Origin of the sequence: Pseudomonas sp. S3E17 (assembly GCF_024168685.1) — a bacterium.
In the GTDB taxonomy this organism is placed as follows: domain Bacteria; phylum Pseudomonadota; class Gammaproteobacteria; order Pseudomonadales; family Pseudomonadaceae; genus Aquipseudomonas; species Aquipseudomonas marginalis.
In genome coordinates this window covers 5864574-5884425 of record NZ_JALJWE010000001.1, presented here as the reverse complement: position 1 = coordinate 5884425, position 19852 = coordinate 5864574, and the positions used below count along the sequence as shown (strand labels likewise).

Sequence of the window (19852 nt, the reverse complement as noted above, 5' to 3'; positions counted from 1 at the left end):
ATGACCCTTATGCACCCACACATGATCAAACTGCTGAGCCTCTCGGGTCTGACCCTCGGCCTGCTCGCGGCCAGCCAGGGCGTGCGCGCCGACGAAATCAAGGCGCCGACCTTCACCGCCGAGCCCTGCTGCAGCCTGTGCCCGGCCGCCCATGACGCGAAGAACTACACCACGCGCTACCAGCAGAACTTCACCACCCTGGTGCAAGCCCAGGGCGACTGGCTGTTCCGTACCCAGGAAGACCTGCGCACCGAATTCGACACCAGCCCGGCCGGCTACAAGCGCATGCAACAACTGCACGACGCGTTCAAGGCCAAGGGCGTGGAACTGGTGGTGGTCTACCAGCCGACCCGTGGCCTGGTGAACCGCAACAAGCTCAACCCTGCGGAAAAAGCCTCGTTCGATTTCGACAAGGCCCTGGGCAACTACAAGACCATGCTCGGCCGTTTCGCCAAGATGGGCTACGTGGTGCCGGACCTGTCGCCGTTGACCAACGAGCAACTGCCGGACGAACTGCCGGCCCACGACTTCTACTTCCGCGGCGACCAGCACTGGACGCCATACGGCGCCCAGCGCACGGCGAAAATCGTCGGCGCCAAGGTGCGTGCAATGCCTGAGTTCGCCGATATTCCCAAGCGCGAATTCGAGACCAAACGCTCCGGGCGCATGGGCAAGACCGGCACCCTGCACAACATGGCCGGGCAATTGTGTGGCACCAGCTACGCGATCCAGTACATGGACCAGTTCACCACCGAGCCGAAAGGCGAAGCCGGCGACGGCGACCTGTTCGGCGATTCGGGCAACCCGCAGATCACCCTGGTGGGCACCAGCCACAGTGGCAAGAACTACAACTTTGCCGGGTTCCTGGAACAGGAAATCGGTGCCGACATCCTCAACGTCGCCTTCCCCGGCGGTGGCCTGGAAGGCTCGATGATCCAGTACCTGGGCAGCGACGAATTCCAGAAGAGCCCGCCGAAAATCCTGATCTGGGAGTTCTCGCCGCTGTATCGCCTGGACCAGGAGACCATCTATCGCCAGATGATGGCGCTGCTCGACAACGGCTGCGAAGGCAAGACCGCCCAGATGAGTGCAAGCACCTCGTTGAAACCCGGCAAGAACGAATTGCTGGTTAACAGTTCGAACAAAGACCTGCGTAATGCCAATCACCAGGTTGATATCCGCTTCTCCGACCCGTCGGTGAAAACCTTGCAAGCCACCCTCTGGTACATGAACGGGCGCCACGAGGACATCAAGATCGAGAAACCCGAAACATCCGAAACAGACGGGCGTTTCGCCTTTGAACTGCGCACCGATGAAGACTGGGCCTCGCAGAACTTGCTGGCCGTGGAAGTGCAGGGCCCCGAAGCGGGCGCTACCGCGCAGAAGGTCGAAGCGAAAATTTGCACACGCAACGTATTCCCAGCGGGCGGTCAACAGACTGCCTCGACAGGGCAATGAGGTTACTTATGCAGAAGTTATGGATTCCATCGTTACTGGGCCTGGCGATCTTCGCCGGTTCGGTCAACGCCGCCGCCCCGCTGCGTCCGCCCCAGGGCTACTTCGCACCGATTGAAGCGTTCAAGACCGGCGACTTCAAGGAAAACTGCGACACCATGCCAACGCCCTACACCGGGCCTCTGCAATTTCGCAGCAAGTACGAAGGTTCCGACAAAGCCCGTTCGACCCTGAACGTGCAGTCGGAAAAAGCCTTTCGCGACAGCACCGCCGACATCACCAAGCTGGAAAAAGACACCAGCAAGCGCGTGATGCAATTCATGCGCGACGGTCGCCCGGAGCAGCTCGAATGCACCCTGAACTGGCTGGTGTCGTGGGCCAAGGCCGATGCGTTGATGTCCAAGGACTTCAACCACACCGGCAAGTCCATGCGCAAATGGGCCCTGGGCAGCATGGCGTCGGCCTATGTACGCCTGAAGTTCTCCGACTCGCACCCGTTGGCCAACCACCAGCAGGAATCGCAACTGATCGAAGCCTGGTTCAACAAACTGGCCGATCAGGTGGTGAGCGACTGGGACAACCTGCCGCTGGAAAAAACCAACAACCACTCCTACTGGGCCGCCTGGTCGGTGATGGCAACGTCCGTCGCCACCAACCGGCGCGACCTGTTTGACTGGGCCGTCAAGGAATACAAGGTTGGCGTGAACCAGGTCGACGACCAAGGCTTCCTGCCCAACGAGTTGAAGCGTCAGCAGCGTGCCTTGTCGTACCACAACTACGCGTTGCCGCCGCTGTCGATGATCGCCAGTTTTGCCCTGGTCAACGGTGTCGACCTGCGCCAGGAAAACAACAGCGCGCTCAAGCGCCTGGGCGACAAAGTGCTGGCCGGGGTCAAGGACCCGGAGATCTTCGAACAGAAGAACGGCAAGGAGCAGGACATGAAGGACTTGAAGCAGGACATGAAATTCGCCTGGCTCGAACCCTTCTGCACCCTCTACACCTGCGCGCCGGATGTGATCGAGCGCAAGCATGGGATGCAACCGTTCAAGACCTTCCGCCTCGGGGGTGACCTGACCAAGGTCTACGACCCGACGCATGAGAAAGGCAATAAAGGTTCCTGAGCGAGCTCGGTAAAACTGTGGGAGGGGGCAAGCCCCCTCCCACAGTTTGAGCCGGTTTCGTCAGTAGGAATGTTGTACCGCCCTCCCCGTTTTTTCGTGGGGGGTTTGGGGGGGCTCTGGCCCTTGACTGTTGGTTAAACATGGAGAGATCGGGATGGTTTTCTCGTCCAATGTGTTCCTGTTTCTGTTCTTGCCGATCTTTCTCGGCTTGTACTACTTGAGCGGGCAACGCTATCGCAATCTGCTGCTGCTGATTGCCAGCTACGTGTTCTACGCCTGGTGGCGAGTGGACTTCCTGGCGCTGTTCGCCGCCGTCACGCTGTGGAACTACTGGATCGGCCTCAAGGTCGGTGCCGCCGGCGTGCGCACCAAGCCGGCCCAACGCTGGCTGCTGCTGGGCGTGGCGGTCGACCTGTGCATCCTCGGCTACTTCAAGTACGCCAACTTCGGCGTCGACAGCATCAACGTCATGATGAAGTCGGCCGGCCTGGAGCCGTTCATCCTCACCCATGTGCTGCTGCCGATCGGGATCTCGTTCTACATCTTCGAGTCCATCAGCTACATCATCGACGTGTACCGTGGCGATACCCCGGCGACCCGCAACCTCATCGACTTCGCGGCGTTCGTGGCGATCTTCCCGCACCTGATCGCCGGCCCGGTCCTGCGTTTCCGCGACCTGGCCGACCAGTTCAATAACCGCACCCACACCCTCGACAAGTTCTCCGAGGGCTGCACGCGGTTCATGCAGGGCTTCATCAAGAAGGTCTTCATCGCCGACACCCTGGCGGTGGTGGCCGACCACTGCTTCGCCCTGCAAAACCCCACCACCGGCGATGCCTGGCTGGGGGCGCTGGCCTACACCGCGCAGTTGTACTTCGACTTCTCCGGCTACAGCGACATGGCCATCGGCCTGGGCTTGATGATGGGTTTCCGCTTCATGGAAAACTTCAAGCAGCCGTACATCAGCCAGTCGATCACCGAATTCTGGCGGCGCTGGCACATCAGCCTGTCCACCTGGCTGCGTGACTACCTGTACATCACCTTGGGCGGCAACCGTAAAGGCACGCTGACCACCTACCGCAACCTGTTCCTGACCATGCTGCTCGGTGGCCTGTGGCACGGTGCGAACATCACCTACATCGTATGGGGCGCCTGGCACGGCATGTGGCTGGCGATTGAAAAAGCCATCGGCCTCAACACCGCACCGCGCAGTTTCAATGTCCTGCGCTGGGCCTTCACCTTCCTGCTGGTGGTGATGGGCTGGGTGATCTTCCGCGCCGAAAACCTCCACGTCGCCGGCCGTATGTACGGTGCGATGTTCAGCTTCGGCGAGTGGTCGCTGTCGGAACTCAACCGCGCCAACCTCACCGGCCTGCAAGTCGCGACCCTGGTGGTGGCGTACGTAACCCTGGCGTTCTTCGGCCTGCGCGACTTCTACACCAACCGCCCTGCCGAGAAAACCAAGCCGGCCGACCCGAGCCTGATCAAGGCCGTGCCGGGCGACAACCCGGGCAGCATCCACGAGCCAGGTTTCACCGTAGGTCGTAACGCTGCCGTGCAACCGGCCTACTGGACCGCTGACTGGCCACGCTACGCCATGCGCGCAGCGGTGCTGCTGCTGTTCGTGGCATCGATTCTCAAACTGTCGGCGCAGAGTTTCTCGCCGTTCCTTTACTTCCAATTCTGAGGGAGCCGACCATGACCCGTTCATTACGCGTCCTCTATATCGGCCTGTTCCTGGTGCTGCTGCTGGCCCTGGGCGCCTGGTCGCTGCGCAGTTTCCTGGGCTTCAGCACCAACGCCGACGCGACAGTGCTCAACGGTCGCTGGACCAAGGCCGTCGAGACCCATTACGACGAGGAGTTCCCGATCAAGCGATTGGGCACCAACCTCTGGGCCGCGCTGGACTACAAGCTGTTCAATGAAGGCCGCCCTGGGGTGGTGCTGGGCCGCGATCACTGGTTGTACAGCGACGAGGAGTTCAACCCCGCCGTCAACGAAGACCAGAACCTTCAAGGCAACTACGCGCTGGTCGAAGGCGTACGCCAGAAGCTCAAGGCCCAGGGCATCCAACTGGTGATGGCGATCGTGCCGGCCAAGGTGCGCCTGTACCCGGAACACCTGGGTGAAGTGAAACCGGCGAGCATCCACGCCAACCTGTACCAGGACTTCCACGCCCGTGTGGCCGCCGACAAGATCATCGCCCCGGACCTGCTCGGCCCGCTGCAACAGGCCAAGCTGGGCGGCAAGCAGGTGTTCCTGCGCACCGACACCCACTGGACCCCGGACGGCGCGGAAATCGCCGCCAAGCAGTTGGCTAAAACCATCGCCGACAAGACCCCGCTCCACGGCGAGCCGCAGCGTTTTGTCACCGAGGCCGAGAAGACCGAGCCGCATAAAGGCGACCTGCGTCTGTTCCTGCCCCTGGACCCGCTGTTCGAAAACCTGATGCCACCGAAAGAGCCGCTGGAAAAACGCGTCACGCACCTGGCCGAAACCAAAGGCGACGACGCGCTGTTCAGCGACAGCGAAACCCCGGTGGCCCTGGTGGGCACCAGCTACAGCGCCAACCCGAACTGGAACTTCGTCGGCGCCCTCAAGCAAGCCCTGGGCAGCGACGTGGTCAGCTACGCCGAAGACGGCCACGGCCCGATCCTGCCGATGCTCAGCTACCTGAAAAGTGACGACTTCAAGAACAGCCCGCCACAGGTGCTGATCTGGGAGTTTCCTGAACGCTATCTGCCCGTGAACAACGAAATCGGTGATGCCGACCCATCGTGGGTTGCGCAACTTAAACAAGCCGGTTCGCGCCAACAAAACATGGCACTGAACACCCCAGCTAAAAACCCAAAATCCGAGACGCCCGACCGGGCGCAAAACTGAAAGAGAGGTAACTCACATGACTTTCACTACTACTCCGCGTCGTCTCGCTAAGACTCTGGCCCTGGCTGCCGGTATGAGCTTGGTATCCCTGTCCGCCTTCGCCGGTGACGCTGCCTTGTACGGCCCAGTCGCACCGAAAGGCTCAAGCTTCGTGCGGATCTACAACGCCTCCAACCAGGAAGTCAGCGCCACTGTCGGCAGCACCAACCTCAGCGACGTGGCCCCGCTGGCCAGCAGCGACTTCAGCTTCATGCCCGGCGGCGACTACAGCGCCAAGGTCGGCAGCCAGACCGTGCCGGTCAAGCTCGCCCCGGACCACTACTACACCCTGGTCAACAACAACAGCGGCCAGCCGCAGCTGATCGAAGAGCCGCCGTTCAAGAACAAGCAGAAATCCCTGGTGCGCGTGCAGAACCTCAGCGACAAGGCCCTGACCCTGAAGACTGCCGATGGCAAGACTGATGTGGTCAAAGCTGTGGCTGCCAAGGGCCGTGGCGAACGTGAAATCAACCCGGTGAAGGTGAGCCTGGCGTTGTATGACGGTGACAAGAAAGTCGGCGATGTGAAGCCGGTTGCGTTGGAACGTGGTGAAGCGGCGGTGCTGTATGTCACCGGCTCGGGTTCGAGCTTGTCGCCAGTTTGGGTCAAGCGCCCGGTGTCGACCCGCTGATTAGCTTTTGAAATTGACGCTCCCCCCTTGTGGGAGCGGGCTTGCTCGCGAATACGGTGGTTCAGTAACAGATGTACTGACTGAATCACCGCCATCGGGAGCAAGCCCCCTCCCACAGGCTCTGACCCAAATTGATTCAAGGAGAAACACATGATCCCAGTAATCCTTTCCGGTGGTAGCGGCTCACGTCTTTGGCCGCTTTCCCGCAAACAGTTCCCCAAACAATTCCTGGCCCTGACCGGCGAGCACACGCTGTTCCAGCAAACCCTGGAACGCCTGGTGTTCGAAGGCATGGACTCCCCGATCGTGGTCTGCAACAAGGACCACCGCTTTATCGTCAACGAGCAACTGGCCAACCGCAAGCTGGAATGCCAGCGCATCCTGATGGAACCCTTCGGCCGCAACACCGCGCCGGCCGTGGCCCTCACCGCGATGATGCTGGTCAACGAAGGCCGTGACGAACTGATGCTGGTGCTGCCGGCCGACCACGTGATCGACGACCAGAAAGCCCTGCAACGCGCCCTGGCCCTGGCCACCGTGGCCGCCGAGCGTGGCGAGATGGTGCTGTTCGGCGTACCGGCGACCCGCCCGGAAACCGGCTACGGCTACATCAAGTCCACCAACGATTCGCTGCTGCCCGAAGGCGTGAGCCGCGTGCAGCAGTTCGTGGAAAAACCCGATGAAAAACGCGCCGTCGAGTTCGTCAAAAGCGGCGGTTACTTCTGGAACAGCGGCATGTTCCTGTTCCGCGCCAGCCGCTTCCTGGAAGAGCTGAAAAAGCACGACCCGGACATCTACGACACCTGCGTGCTGACCCTGGAGCGCAGCCAGCAAGACGCCGACACCGTGACCTTCGACGAAGCCACCTTCGCCTGCTGCCCGGACAACTCCATCGACTACGCCGTGATGGAAAAAACCCAGCGCGCCTGCGTGGTGCCGTTGAGCGCCGGTTGGAGCGACGTGGGTTGCTGGGCCTCGCTGTGGGCGGTCAACGATAAAGACGCCAACGGCAACGTCACCAAGGGCGACGTGGTGATCCAGGACAGCAAGAACTGCATGATCCACGGCAACGGCAAACTGGTGTCGGTGATCGGCCTGGAAAACATCGTGGTGGTGGAAACCAAGGACGCGATGATGATTGCCCACAAGGACAAGGTCCAGGGCGTCAAGCAGATGGTCAACACCCTCAATGAACAGGGCCGCAGCGAAACCCAGAACCACTGCGAAGTCTATCGTCCGTGGGGCTCCTACGATTCGGTGGACATGGGCGGCCGCTTCCAGGTCAAGCACATCTCGGTCAAGCCGGGCGCGTGCCTGTCGCTGCAGATGCACCACCACCGCGCCGAACACTGGATCGTGGTCAGCGGCACCGCCGAAGTCACCTGTGACGAGAACGTGTTCCTGCTCTGCGAGAACCAGTCCACCTACATCCCGATCGCCTCGGTGCACCGCCTGCGCAACCCGGGCAAGATCCCGTTGGAGATCATCGAAGTGCAATCGGGCAGCTACCTGGGCGAAGACGATATCGAACGCTTCGAAGATATCTACGGGCGCTCGACGCCGGTTGAACGTGGCGTGTCGGTGAAAACTATCGCGCAGTAAAACAGTCGTACAAGAAGCCCTCGCCCAGCCCATTGCGTCCCCTATCCGCAGTGGGTTGGGTGGGGGCTTTTTTTGTTCACTCCCACGCGTTTTTAACAGTTCAAATCACTTATGTTTTCCCCATTTGACGACAGGCTGAGTAGACCTGTTAAACAATACTTGATGAAAAAACCCGATCTCTGCCTTGGCATTATTTAAGTGTTGCTGGACAGGATTATAACGTGGATCAAGATGCGCCCCTCCTACCGAAACTAAGAAAGTCTTATTCGGTTGCTGGCTTGCCGCATCAGCAAGTTTACCCGCCAAATAAGGGTTCACGTAGACGTCACGCCATTCCGAGCTTGTTAAAGACATAAGACCTTTAATCGTTTCAGTGTCATAACCTTCATCGCTGGTAAATTGGGCAACCAAAGATGCTGCCTTTAAACTTAATTCTTCGTTACCCAGAAATAAATCAGACACAAGAGAGGCGCCTAATCGCTCTACCTCGTCACGATCAGAATCGGAGGCTATTTTATTTGAGTCACTATAGTTCATGGCCACATTGAACAAACCCAGTGTCGAACTTACAAGGTTCGAATGCTCCCAGCCTACAAGATCCAGCTTACTCACGTCGAAAGCACTCGGTACAAACTTTTCAGCCTTGGCATGAACATCCGAATTAACCCCCTCGACATACAACGCTAGCCGCCCTGCTTCATAGGCTCGCATAACATCAGGTATTTCAGTTGAAAACACCAAGGGTGGAGTTTCGTGACCGTCACCGGAAAATATAATTTTAGGCAACCCATTTGAAAACACACTCACCACCTCCTCGACATCTAACTCCCGCTCGCCCTTATCAGTGGACATGAACCAGTGCGAAGATATGCGTCCATCTACATCTAAGAAATTAACTGGATTATTTCTAACCATCCGATATAAATTTAAACCATCAACAGCACCTGCTGGATCAGGATTCAACCAACGCTGGTTACAACACATGTAATAACGAGAGCCATAATAATAAAGCCCCGTCGCATCCCGATCTTTTCCCGAATAACCCAACGTGCGATAGCTCTCTTCGCTCGAATTTCCTCGCTCACTAAACGCTGTACTGCCGTACGGATGGTAAGTCTCTCGACTGACAATGCGTGCATCACTGTCCAACTCCAATGAGCAGGAACCGAGGTGATCGCCCAGGCAGTAGCGGTACTGGTCATTGGCAAGCAGCCTGGACGGCAGGGTTTCCCAATGCAGCACCTGCACCGTCATGCGCCCGGCCTGGACGGTGATGACATTCAAGCGGGCACCATCGACATTGCGCGTTTCCAGCCCCGGCAAGTAACGGGTTTCACTGATCACCGTACGAGCATTGGTTTGCAACATGCGCACCTTTCGCTGGCGCATGCCATCAGCTCCGTAGACGTAGCGCTCCGTGTCATCGGGTTGCGAGTCGCGCTCTACCGGCGTGACCTGATGCAGCTGATTACGTACATCCCAATGCAGTGTTCGTGCGTTATCCAGCGCCAACAGATTGCCGTTGTGATCAAACGCAGCGGCTATTTCAGCTTCTGTAGGTGGCCGCCCGTCCCGCAATGGCAGGCACCGATTGCTGTACTTCGCAGCCGTCAATACGCGCCCATGTTGCTGTGGCCCCTGGTGGGTCAGTTCAAGCAAGTTACCGCCTTCGTCATAGCGATAAGTCTGGCGGTAATTGGCCACGGCCCTGGGGTCTTCACGGTGAGCGGGGCCCCGGTTATCACTGCCGGTCTCCCAACCCGTGGCTGCGATCAGTTGGCAAAGGCTGTCGTAGATATAGCGCGTGATCGGCTCGATACGCTGGTTGGCGAAGAAGCGCACCGGCAGCGCCTTGTCTTCGATACTGAGGATATTGCCCACCGGATCATAACCGTAGTTCAGGTCTTGCAAACACCTGCCGTTGAGGTGCCGGGCACGCAGACGAGTCAATCGCCCATCTTCCGGGCGGTAGTCGAACAGGCTGACCACCTGATTGCGCGCCGTTTGTTGCTCGACCCGACCTTGGGCGTTGTAACGGATATCGCGCACCAGCAGTTGTGGTTCAACCTTGCCGTGGAGCAACAGCCCGGCTTCACGCAACTGGCCATCCAGTGTCTGGTTGAAGTACTGGCGATGACCTTGAGCGTCGACTTGCACCGTCAGATCACCCAGCGCGTTGAAACGAAACGCGGTAACCGCTCCGTCGCCCGGCTCCAGCAACGCATCGCGCTGATTGATCAGTAGCGGCCAATCCGGTTCATCCAGCGCTTGCAGAAAATGCTGACGCAACGTCAGCACCTCGCCCGCCAAGCCGTACTCCTCGAACTGGCGTGTGCCGGCGGTATCGTCATGGCGGATCAACTGCCCGCATTGGTTGTGATCGGCAAAGTGTTCCTCGGCGCGCGCATACTCGTAGCGCTGCGTGCAGCCTTGTTCGAATACCGCCGAAGGTCGCAGCCGTTGATCGTACTCAATCAACTGCACACGGCCCCCTGCATCCCAGGCCTGTATCAACTGGCCAGTCTCAGCGAACAGCGAAACGCGCCAACCCGCATCGACACTCTCGGTAGCCAGGGGCGTGTGGTTTAACGAGCGGGTACGGGTCAAGTTGGCCGGGGCCGAATCATCCATGGCCAGGCGCGGGTCCCACTCGGCTTCAAGGCGCCCGACGGCGTCATACAGGTGCCGCTCACAGCGGGCCTGTGCAACCGCGTCCGCTGTATCACGACAGTAGTTGACCGTTGCAATCGTCAGCCCGCGCGGGTCCGAGACGCTCAAAACGGGGGTGTTGGTATGTACCGAACGGTTCATCGACTGCCCCCCTCAGCGTCAACGCGGGCTGCCACCACCTCCTCCCACGTGTCGTTCTCATCCTCGGCAAGGGTGCACCAGGGGAAATAGGTGTGACGCCGCATGTAACCCTCGTTAGCCAGCACGGTCCGGGTCGGGCGCCCCAGCGGATCATAGAACTGTCGATCACAAAACCCGAAAGCCCTGAAGCTGACATCGTTGATGTAGCGATGATGATCGGCAAAGTAAGGCCGATAGATCCGCACAGGCTGGCCCTTGTTGTTGTATTCCACCCGCTCACTGACGCGCCAGCGCGGCACGTCCTGCACGATGATGGGCTGCCCGTGATTGTCCAGCGCCAGAGACCCGTCATCACATACGTGGTAGGCGTAGCCAGGATCGACCCTTTGCTTGAGTTGCAAAGGTCGCCCAAAGCCATCCCAACAGGCCACGCTGATACGAATCTGTTGCTGCTGATCACCCAGGTAGCGATCGGCCTGCAACGTAGCGGCATGCACCGGCTCCCGCTGCGCCGCGTCGATCAAGGCTTGCAACCGTCGGCGGGACGGACTTGATGTATCCAGGGACGTATACCGGCGCGCTGAAGCGCGGATGTGACCGCTGGGCAGCAAGTCGCCCCGCAGGACACATGCCTCCAGCCACACCGGGTCCTGCCGGTCGGCGTCGGGCACGCGTGCCATCCAGCTGAAGGCATCTTCGAAATAGACGCTGGCGGCATCCTGCAACGCGCGGCGCGGCGCGTCGATGGCATTTGCGGGGCTGGTATTTTCCGGGCGCTGGTACTCAGCCAGGGGGGCGAAGCCTGCGGGCATGCCCAACTCAGTGCCACGGACACTGCTGGCAGACACCTGACCGAAAGCATCGTAGCGAACTTCATGGACGTTGCGATTGGGATCAATGATGCATGCCGGCAGAAGCCGCCGGTAGTCGATACGGTCGACATAGGTTTCACAGCCATCCGCCAGTTGTACGCGGGTATTCAGGCACCAAAAAGGGTCATAGCCCAGCTGGGTCACGCCATGACTCTGGGTCTCTCGGACCGTGATCACGCGATGGAACCCCTCGGCCCCGGCATACGTATTGAACCCGTGCCGAACAGACCAAAGTGCGCCCTGGCCAGGTTCGCCCGACTCCAGCAACCACGGCATCTTGTGGTAGCCGGCCTTCAGCAGCGTTTGCTCAAGATCGAACGGTAGCTCGCCTTGCTCATTCCTCAGCAAGTCATAGGCGGACAACGCAATCGGATCCAGCTCGGCGACTTCCCGATGATCCAGCAGCCCTTGGAAACTTGCGCGGCCATCCGGCAAAGCCTGGTACTGCTCAGGTACCTGCGGGTCTCTATAGCGTTGGATCGACTGACCGGCCAGGATTCGCCCGGTGTGTGGATTCTGCGCAATACCGTTGAGGGTGAAAGCCTCGTAGTTGATAGATTGAGGGGTCAGGCCGGAGTCCTTATCGAGCGTCCAGGCGTTTTCGCGGGTTTGGTAGGCCAGGCCCAAGTGCCAGCCTTGCGGGTCGATCAGGTGAATGAAGTTCGCCAGGGATTCATTGAAGTAATACACCTGCTGCTCAGGACAGTGGGCATCGCACCACCAGCGTTTTTCAGGGGGAATCTGCTCTACCGCCATCTTGCAGACAGGGTCATCGGTGACGCACAACCTTCGCGCATAGCTGATCGTCAAGCCCTGGGTCAGCAGGCCAAACGCATCCCACTGCAAGTTCAGGGTATGTTGGCAAACCGGGTCATCCGCCTGCTGTTCGTAGCGGTAGACAATCGACTCGAGCCCCAAGGCAAGCACCGTGGCATAGGGTGCGAAGTCCCCGCCCGTGGGCCGGTCGTACTTGCGCACCAGGTACCGATTTTGTTCGACGGTATAGGGAACCTCACGGGGACTGCCCAGCGCGAACCGCTCTACACGCAATACCCGGCCCGCCAGCGCGGCACAAATGTCCGGAAGATCGATGTCCTTCGGTTCGACCCGTTGATCAGTACCATCCAGAGCGTGATAGCAACTGAACAGGTGGCTTCCGAGAGGATGGGCCGCCAGGTCGCCACTGAAATACTCATCGCTGGCCTGATGGACAGTACGGCCCACATGAAACCAGGTTTTGCTCAGAAGCGGCGCACTGAAACCGTCATCGCCCGGACCATCGGCGAAGGCCTCGCAGTCGGTTGACAGCAGCAGGCCAAACCCACGGAACTCACGCTGCCGGGCATCGTAATAACCTTCTCGATAGCTGAAACGACGGATCAACTGGTTGCCCGTGATTTCGTCGTGTTCAGTCAGTTGGCTGACCAGCGGGACGGGAAACGGCAATCGACACTCAGGTGTCAGGGAGGCGGCCAGCCTGAGCTGCTTTTCATCCAGCCACTCCTGCGCCGAGCTACGGTAGCCCAGTGTCACCGCCGCTCCCATGTTGTTATTGGTGGCACAGAGCAAATAGGGTTTGGCACTGACAAAGTCGTAGCGCCAATGCCGGGGTGTCATATGAGGAACTGTCAGTACCAGGCTGGAGCAGCCCAACCCTTGTAGATCGGCGACGCTCACTTGGCAGAAACGGTCGTGGCGCACGCCTTCAGGCCATGGCAGGACAAGGGGCCGGTCGGAAAAACCATTGCCGCCTTGGTTCATGAAAATCAACGCGCCCTCAGGCTGCACATAGATCAAATCGACAGCGCCTGAACCGTCGAGGTCCGCCAGCAGCACGTTGGATGCATCGAACGTGGCGTAGTCAAATTCCAGGGCGCTGAACACAAACCCTTTGCCGAAACGCCCACGTCCCAGATTGGGCCAGCATGTGAGTTCGTCATGACGAATGCGGATCAGATGCTGGCTGCCGCTGCCCAGCACATCACTGAAAGCCACCAGCTCAGAGGGGCTGTCACTCAACAGCGGCAAAGCGTCTTCATCCGCTTCCCGAGCCACCTCTTGCCCTGGAGCAAACCCTTGCTCGCGACGACTGGCATACAACCGCACGCTTCGTGGGCCGATCATGGCCAGGTCCGTCAACCCGTTGCCCAGCAGGTCGGCAAGTTGCCCTTGGGGATGAAAGAACTCTCGAGGGAAAGCCGCCAATGTCGCGAAGTTCGACCATGTGCGATCCGGCCGGCAGGTGAAAAAACCCGCCAGGCCGGGCTGCGCCACCACCCAGTCCAGCGAGCCATCACCGGTCATATCACTGAGAAACTGACGTACTGGCGCAGAGGTATCGATCACGGGCATTTGCACCAGCGTGTGCCACTCGCCATAAGCCACCTCATCAAGATGAGCTGCCGGCTGGGCGCGCAATGGCTCGCGGTAATACCAGGCCTTGTCGGTACGGCGCAGGATGCCCGGCAAGCCTTCGCCGTAAAGGTCGACCAGTTGGTAACGATGGCCGTCGTCAAGACCGGGCATAGGATCGAAGGGTTGATAGTGCCCGGCCCCCAGAGGGGGAGCGAAAGGGTTGTAGAAGAACTCCAGCGGCGGACGCGCCTGCACCTCACCCGCCTCGTCATACGCCTGGCTGTGAGCCGCAGAAAGATGGTTGTAGCCCAGCGGCGTTTCCCGGTATTCCAGCAACAGCCCCTTGACCGGCAACGGCTCGGGCCCCAGTTCCGGGAATTGGTGAAGCATCCGTACGCGCCAACACAACCACCGCGTCGTCAATTCAAAGCCGTATTCGAAGCTGGAGAACGGATCGCTGCGCTGCTCAACATAGTCGAACACCAGGTGAAACAGCCATTGCATATCCTGCCAGCCCTCGGCACGCCAGCCATACAGCTGATCGCCGGCCTCGACGTTGCCGTAGCACACCCGGCTCAAGTAACGCTGTGACCGGTAATCGCGTGGTTGGCTTGCATCAGGCCCCTGGCCGTCACACGCGTACTCATAGACGATGTGTTCTCCACAAGTATTGAGGCTCTCGTCCAGCAACCACGCACCGACCCTTTGCGGCCGGTCGGGATCGGCCCGGCGCGACCTGGCGGTTTTGCCATACAGATGCAGGCTGCCGTCGGCGCCGTGAACCAGCCAGAAACCGGCCGCGTCGTCGTCATCGGCCCAGTGTTCGATCCGCGCAAAACTGCTTTCTACCCGGGGCCAATAACGCACCACGGTGTAGTCGCCCACCGGCAGCCCGTTGTAGTCAGTCACCCGCTGGCCGATCAAGGCGCCGGTCTTCGGGTCTCGCTCGGGCATCCATAGATCACCTTCCGGACCAACGAACAGGTCCTCGTCGGTGTACGCCGGTACGCCATTGGAGGTACGCCGGGTAACCGCTTTGGCGGGGTTGCTCCAGCCGATACCAAATAGGCCATTGCCCACGCTGCTGCTGTAGGTAAGCGCCAATGCCGGTGCAAACCCGCGTCCGAGCGAAATCGGCAGCGGCAGTTCGAATGATGCCCTTCCCGTGGTGCCCACCGCGCCCATACCGTCGCCGAGGCTGCGAATGGCACCGCCGCCCTTGGGCAACGACGGTGGATTGATGTCCAACGCCTTGTCAGCGTTCATGGTGCCGCCCTGGCCGTGTAGCGCAGGTGCACAATGATATCGGTCAGGCTTTCCAGCATGGACCGTTGCCGGTCGTGATTCGGGAAGTGCAACAGCCAGCGAGACACGGCACCGGTGCCCTCGAAAGGCAGGTAACGCACATCGTTGAAATCAAAGGTGAACAGACCGTCATCGTCAATACCTGCGGACAGCGCCACCTGCTGACTGGCCCGCAGGTTCTCCTTGAGACTGCCGTCAGCCATCCGCACGGCACTGTAGGTCTGGGTCAGGGTGGCACGAATATCTTCGTAAGGCCCCACTGTCACCGGCAGGGAAACACTCACACGCTGGATCCGCCGTAGGATATGCCCGGGGTAATCGCTGTCGAACAGCCCCTGGGTCAGTTCGAACTCGACGCGGCCGTCCTGGAGCAGACGCAACTTGGTCGTACCCCAATCCTGATTGAGCGCGGATGACGGGTCCCGGTCCGGCAATTGACGCAGGGAAACCGTCTTGGTGATTTCCAGATGTCGGTCATTTCGGCTCAGGTAGGCTGCCTCCATTTTCAGTAACTGCAAGCCTAATGACTCACCGGCGCCGAGGCCACGATAGCTGTCATTCCAGGCTCCCGTCTGGATAAAACGGCTGGCGTAATCGGCGGTCTCGAACTGCCAACAGGCTTCGGCCGCCAGGCACAGCGCCAGGGCCGCGTCATAAGTCTGGTAGTAGAAGGTTGCGAACTGCCCATTGAGCCATTGGTAAAGCTGGACATTGCTGAATCGACTGCCCAGGAAAGCATACGTGGCCAGTGCATGTGCCTGCGCCACCTCGGCCTGCTGCAGTTGCAATGCGGTGGCGCGGGACTGGGCACGGAGCACATTGAGTTGCGCATCGATCTGTTCGATTTCCAGGGCGGCCTGGTCGCGCGCAAGCGTCCATTCCTGATGACGGCGACGGAACTGTTCGGTTCGGTCCGTTGCGTCCGCAAGATTATGACTGAGTGCCGCGAGCCCGAAAGCCGCCGCAGACACCATTTGCGGCACCCCTTCCAGCCGCCAGCCGCCGACCATGGCTCCCGCCATTACACCATTGGCAAAACCCACGATTGCCCCGCCCCCGCCCCCAGCCGCATTGGGCGGGATGACCAGCCCGCCGGCTACCGCATCGGATATCGCCCCAACGCCTTCAGCGACGCGTCCGGCCAGGTGCAAGCCCGCAGCGGCGATCTCGCCACTGTTCACTACCTCATCGGCCAGTTGCGCGTAAAAGCTCAAGCGCTGCTGCGCAATCGCCCGACTCGCCTCCAGGGCCTTTTGGCTTTCTTTATCGATAACCTGCGCCTGCTGTTGCAGGTCGATGGAAAATTGCGCGAAATCCCAGGCCTGGCGATATTGCAGCGCTTCGAACTGCGCCTGCTCCTTGCGCTCGATCAACGACAACAAGGTGCCGCCAAACTGGGTCAATGTCTGTACCGCGTTGAGCGCACGCTCATGCATCACGCTGAAGCGGTAATGCGGCACGTCCTGGGCCAACAACCGCGCACTGCCCCCCGCCGCCGCGCCCTGGCCGAACGCCGCCAGCAGATCCCGTGGGTTCAACGGCGCCGCGAATAACGGCAACGACAGCGGCTTGCCATCCAGGGTGCGGCTGTTGCGCAGGTTATCCAGGCGCGACTCAGCGATATCCCAGGTTTTCACCAGATGAGCATTGATCGGCAGGCGCAAGTAATCACTGTCCAGGTCAGCCAGCGTCGGGTCGTGCGAGAAGGTGCGCAGATACAGGGGGGGTTCGGCAAACTGATACAGCGAGTGGCCCTCATTGGCCTGGGCGCTATCGGCGCGCAAGTGGTCCTGCTCAATCAGGCGCTGCTCAAAGGTACGCAGTTGCGTATTGGTGGAATTGCTCAAGACTTGCAGGGTCACAGGCGTCCAGGAGTCCACCAGCTTGATGTCCGGCCGCGGGCCCAGCAGGTCCAGCACGCGCACGTACCACAACTTGGCTTCGCCGAGGCTGTCGGGGGTCAGTTGCCGATAGGCAGCATCGCCCCGGTCCAGCAGGTTTTTCAGGTAGTGCAGGTAGATCGCCTTGCGGTAGCGCACCGGGTGACTGCTGGCGATGCCGTCCGGGTCGGCGGGCTTGCGGGTGGCGTGGTCCATCTGCAACAGGCCGTCCATCAAGGGGCGCACGTTCCAGTAATCGGGGCGCCCCTTGCTGTCTTGTTTGCGCGACGGGTCGAAGATAAAGCCTAGCCACCGTTCGGCCTCGTCGAACTGCAGCTCCAGGTTCAAGCGCTGGCTGACCAGGAAGGGCAGGTGCAGGAACAACTCCCAGAAGTACTTGCCATTGGCACCATGGAAATCCATGCGATTGACCGCGGCCGGCGGCTGCAGCGGCGGCTCTTCCAGGCCCTGGGTTTCCCAGGTCAGGAGGTTTTCCAGGGCGATGTTGGCGCGTTGGATCAGTTCGCGGGCGAATAGGGTATTCATACGGATGGGCTGGCGGGGAGCACTGGCGTCGTCGCTCAGGTGGATGCCGGAGCCGGTGAAGTCGATGAATTCGGCGATGCCCAGGGTGGGGCTGGCGCGGGTGCTGATTCGCGGCGCGATCAGGGGGGTTCGAATAGCAGGGACGAGTTCCAGTTCAACGAGGGACAGTTTGAGGGTATGTCCCACTGCCAAATTGTTATCAAAGGCTTTTAGGCCGTGAATCAGTGGAATTTTTTTTGAACCGACAGGCCAGTCGACATTCCAGTCCGGTAACAGGGTTTCAGGGTTAATGGGGATTGATACCGTCTGCGTGTCGGGAGGGAGTCTTGAAGAAACAGTCGTTGAGTAAAAAAGCCACCGTTCTCCCGGAAACGCAGGTGTAGGGGTCTTCACGTCAACAGGTCTTAATATAAGACTCTGGAAGAGAGGTCTATGGGCTTGCTGAATAATATCCGCGTGATAAGAATATAAACTGCCTCCAGCAAAACCAATATAAAAATACGTGACAAATTGTGCGTTATCAGGGGAAAGCAACGAAAGTGCTGCCTTAAATATTCGTTTACCTTCCAATGAGACAGAAGCACCCGATGGTAAAGCTGGAAGCGAACAAGTCGAAAGAACATCACTGTCCCGAAGATAATAGTCGAGAGCACCAATCTGAGATGTCTGCAAACTAAAAGAACATACGTTATTATTGACTGCGGAAAACCCACCTCCCTCGACAGTCATCGTGGATCCTTTCAAGAGAGTTACGTTTTCTCCTCCCCCCATCGAAGGCGAGGTAACCAACACCAAGGTAAACTTATGACTCACCAACCCCGCGCTGACTCGGGTAACGATTTCTTGGGACGCCACCGAACTCACCAACTTTGACTCAAACTCCAAAGCCTGTGCCAACACGTTATATCTTACTTCAGTCCCTTTTCTTGGAGTAAAAATCCTATTCTGCCAATTCATATAGTTCCAATTATCCGAACTCGTATGAGGCGAACTCGTTTCGACACTTTTCACCGCAACCATAAAAGCCGGCAATTTGAACTGAAAGCGCCCGTAATTATCAAGAACAAATATTCTTGCCGCTTTAAGCACATACGGTTTCTTTATCCCTCCATCCCCCACGCCTACATGAAGAACAACTCCGCGTTCAGGAAACAGCGGCGTCACATTAAAGTTCTTATCGATCCATGCCGTCCTCAGAAAAGCATACTTATCCTGCGTACCGTCTACCGATGCGCCGCTCTCATAACCCGCATACATCGCGACCAGCATGGACTCCGGCGAAGCCGAGCTATCTGCTACTGCGATGCTTTCCACCAGCGCCGGTAAATCTCGTGATTTGAACAGCGGCGCCTCACTCCAGGCTTCAATGACCGTCTGCGGCACACTCCAACTGTCGTCGTACTTTTTGTAGACCAGGTTCAAGCGCAGCATAGGATTACTGCTGACTTGGGTTTGCGGCGAGCCTGGATCAGGAGGTTTTGGCGTCCCCGGAAGATAACTCTGCTCCACCGTTACCGAATCAGAGTTGCTACCCACACACTCCACCCAGAACACAAACAACCGATTATTGAATACCACCGGCCGAATCGTGCGTTCAATGGCACTCGCCGAAATCGGCAAGGCCGCCTTATGCCAATCCGACCAGGCGCCTGGCTGCGGATAGTCGAACTTGGGCCGATTGGGGTCGGTACCCGAAAGATTCTTGTACGTACGCTGGGACATGTCCACCGAGCGCCAGTAATACGCATTTTCCGCCCTGGATTTACCGATGAAATAGTACAGGCCGTTCTTGAAATCATCGGTGTTGATATAGCCATTGATGATCGTCAGGTTGGCCACTTCCTCGAAACTGGCCAGGTAGCTCAGTACCGCTTCCTGGGCGGTATCGATGTGGATTTTGTTCTGGTTGAGGTCATTTTCCAGTTGCTGGAAGTACGTCGACTTGTTCAGGCGCAGCGAGGGGTCGATGTACACCTCGGGGTAGTATTGCAACTGCTGGTTGGCGGCCCAGATCGGGTACTGGCTGTTGATCTCGCGCCATTGCGTGATCAGGTGTTCCTCCATGACCCGGATCTCATAACCCGGTTCCATGCCCATCAGCGCGCCATTGATGTATTGCTGGAGACTGGCAATCGCCGATGCGACCGGGCTGGTGGTCACGTCCTGGCTGACCAGCACGTCCAACAGTTTGTATTCGTAAAGGTCATTGGCCGTCTTGAGCGTGTCACCCAACTGAGCGTCGATAAACTCCTGAGTGTTGCGCACCACCACGTTGAGGTAGTAGGCCACCAGCGCATCGCGCAGGGTTTCATTGAGCAGGGTGTCGATGGACTTGGACATGATCGCGCCTCG

General features: G+C 59.0%; 9 protein-coding genes. 6 read left to right on the top strand and 3 right to left on the bottom strand.

Translation table 11 applies throughout. The annotated features are described in order from the left end of the window. Nucleotides 1-9: 9 nt before the first annotated feature. The 6 genes from J3D60_RS26570 (at nucleotide 10) to J3D60_RS26545 (ending at nucleotide 7731) form a co-directional block, all read left to right on the top strand. Nucleotides 10-1458: an alginate O-acetyltransferase gene (locus J3D60_RS26570; protein WP_253494040.1), complete on the top strand. Its 1449-nt coding sequence runs from the start codon at nucleotides 10-12 to the stop codon at nucleotides 1456-1458. A gap of 8 nt (nucleotides 1459-1466) precedes the next feature. Continuing rightward, nucleotides 1467-2576 (top strand): mannuronate-specific alginate lyase, encoded by a 1110-nt coding sequence (locus J3D60_RS26565; RefSeq protein ID WP_083236343.1) that lies wholly within the window; start codon nucleotides 1467-1469, stop codon nucleotides 2574-2576. A 154-nt stretch (nucleotides 2577-2730) separates the two neighbouring features. Next, nucleotides 2731-4263, top strand: coding sequence for an MBOAT family protein (locus J3D60_RS26560; protein WP_253493348.1), 1533 nt, complete (start codon nucleotides 2731-2733; stop codon nucleotides 4261-4263). 11 nt (nucleotides 4264-4274) lie between these two features. After that, nucleotides 4275-5459: an alginate O-acetyltransferase gene (locus tag J3D60_RS26555; protein WP_027604733.1), complete on the top strand. Its 1185-nt coding sequence runs from the start codon at nucleotides 4275-4277 to the stop codon at nucleotides 5457-5459. A gap of 16 nt (nucleotides 5460-5475) precedes the next feature. Further along, nucleotides 5476-6129, top strand: a complete 654-nt coding sequence (locus J3D60_RS26550) for an alginate O-acetyltransferase AlgF (protein ID WP_065938585.1) — start codon at nucleotides 5476-5478, stop codon at nucleotides 6127-6129. Nucleotides 6130-6279: 150 nt separating this feature from the next. Further along, complete coding sequence (locus J3D60_RS26545) at nucleotides 6280-7731, top strand: mannose-1-phosphate guanylyltransferase/mannose-6-phosphate isomerase (RefSeq protein WP_027604735.1); 1452 nt, start codon at nucleotides 6280-6282, stop codon at nucleotides 7729-7731. Between the two features lie 105 nt (nucleotides 7732-7836). On the opposite strand, the gene J3D60_RS26540 is transcribed toward J3D60_RS26545, so the two are convergent. Genes J3D60_RS26540 through J3D60_RS26530 form a run of 3 tightly spaced genes read right to left on the bottom strand, consistent with a single transcriptional unit; the run spans nucleotide 7837 to nucleotide 19840 of the window. After that, on the bottom strand, nucleotides 7837-10542 hold the full coding sequence (locus J3D60_RS26540; protein WP_253493347.1) for an RHS repeat domain-containing protein: 2706 nt from the start codon (nucleotides 10540-10542) through the stop codon (nucleotides 7837-7839). Beyond that, entirely contained in the window at nucleotides 10539-15035 is a 4497-nt protein-coding gene (locus tag J3D60_RS26535) for a SpvB/TcaC N-terminal domain-containing protein (RefSeq protein ID WP_253493345.1), read from the bottom strand. The genes J3D60_RS26540 and J3D60_RS26535 overlap by 4 nt, the downstream gene beginning before the upstream one ends. Then, on the bottom strand, nucleotides 15032-19840 hold the full coding sequence (locus J3D60_RS26530) for a neuraminidase-like domain-containing protein (RefSeq protein WP_253493344.1): 4809 nt from the start codon (nucleotides 19838-19840) through the stop codon (nucleotides 15032-15034). Before J3D60_RS26530 ends, J3D60_RS26535 begins: the two co-directional genes overlap by 4 nt. Nucleotides 19841-19852 lie beyond the last annotated feature (12 nt).

Bases quoted from the DNA above. Each gene is read 5' to 3' on its own strand.
- J3D60_RS26570 (WP_253494040.1), top strand. From the start codon at position 10: ATGCACCCACACATGATCAAACTGCTGAGCCTCTCGGGTCTGACCCTC.
- J3D60_RS26565 (WP_083236343.1), top strand. From the start codon at position 1,467: ATGCAGAAGTTATGGATTCCATCGTTACTGGGCCTGGCGATCTTCGCC.
- J3D60_RS26560 (WP_253493348.1), top strand. From the start codon at position 2,731: ATGGTTTTCTCGTCCAATGTGTTCCTGTTTCTGTTCTTGCCGATCTTT.
- J3D60_RS26555 (WP_027604733.1), top strand. From the start codon at position 4,275: ATGACCCGTTCATTACGCGTCCTCTATATCGGCCTGTTCCTGGTGCTG.
- J3D60_RS26550 (WP_065938585.1), top strand. From the start codon at position 5,476: ATGACTTTCACTACTACTCCGCGTCGTCTCGCTAAGACTCTGGCCCTG.
- J3D60_RS26545 (WP_027604735.1), top strand. From the start codon at position 6,280: ATGATCCCAGTAATCCTTTCCGGTGGTAGCGGCTCACGTCTTTGGCCG.
- J3D60_RS26540 (WP_253493347.1), bottom strand. From the start codon at position 10,542: ATGAACCGTTCGGTACATACCAACACCCCCGTTTTGAGCGTCTCGGAC.
- J3D60_RS26535 (WP_253493345.1), bottom strand. From the start codon at position 15,035: ATGAACGCTGACAAGGCGTTGGACATCAATCCACCGTCGTTGCCCAAG.
- J3D60_RS26530 (WP_253493344.1), bottom strand. From the start codon at position 19,840: ATGTCCAAGTCCATCGACACCCTGCTCAATGAAACCCTGCGCGATGCG.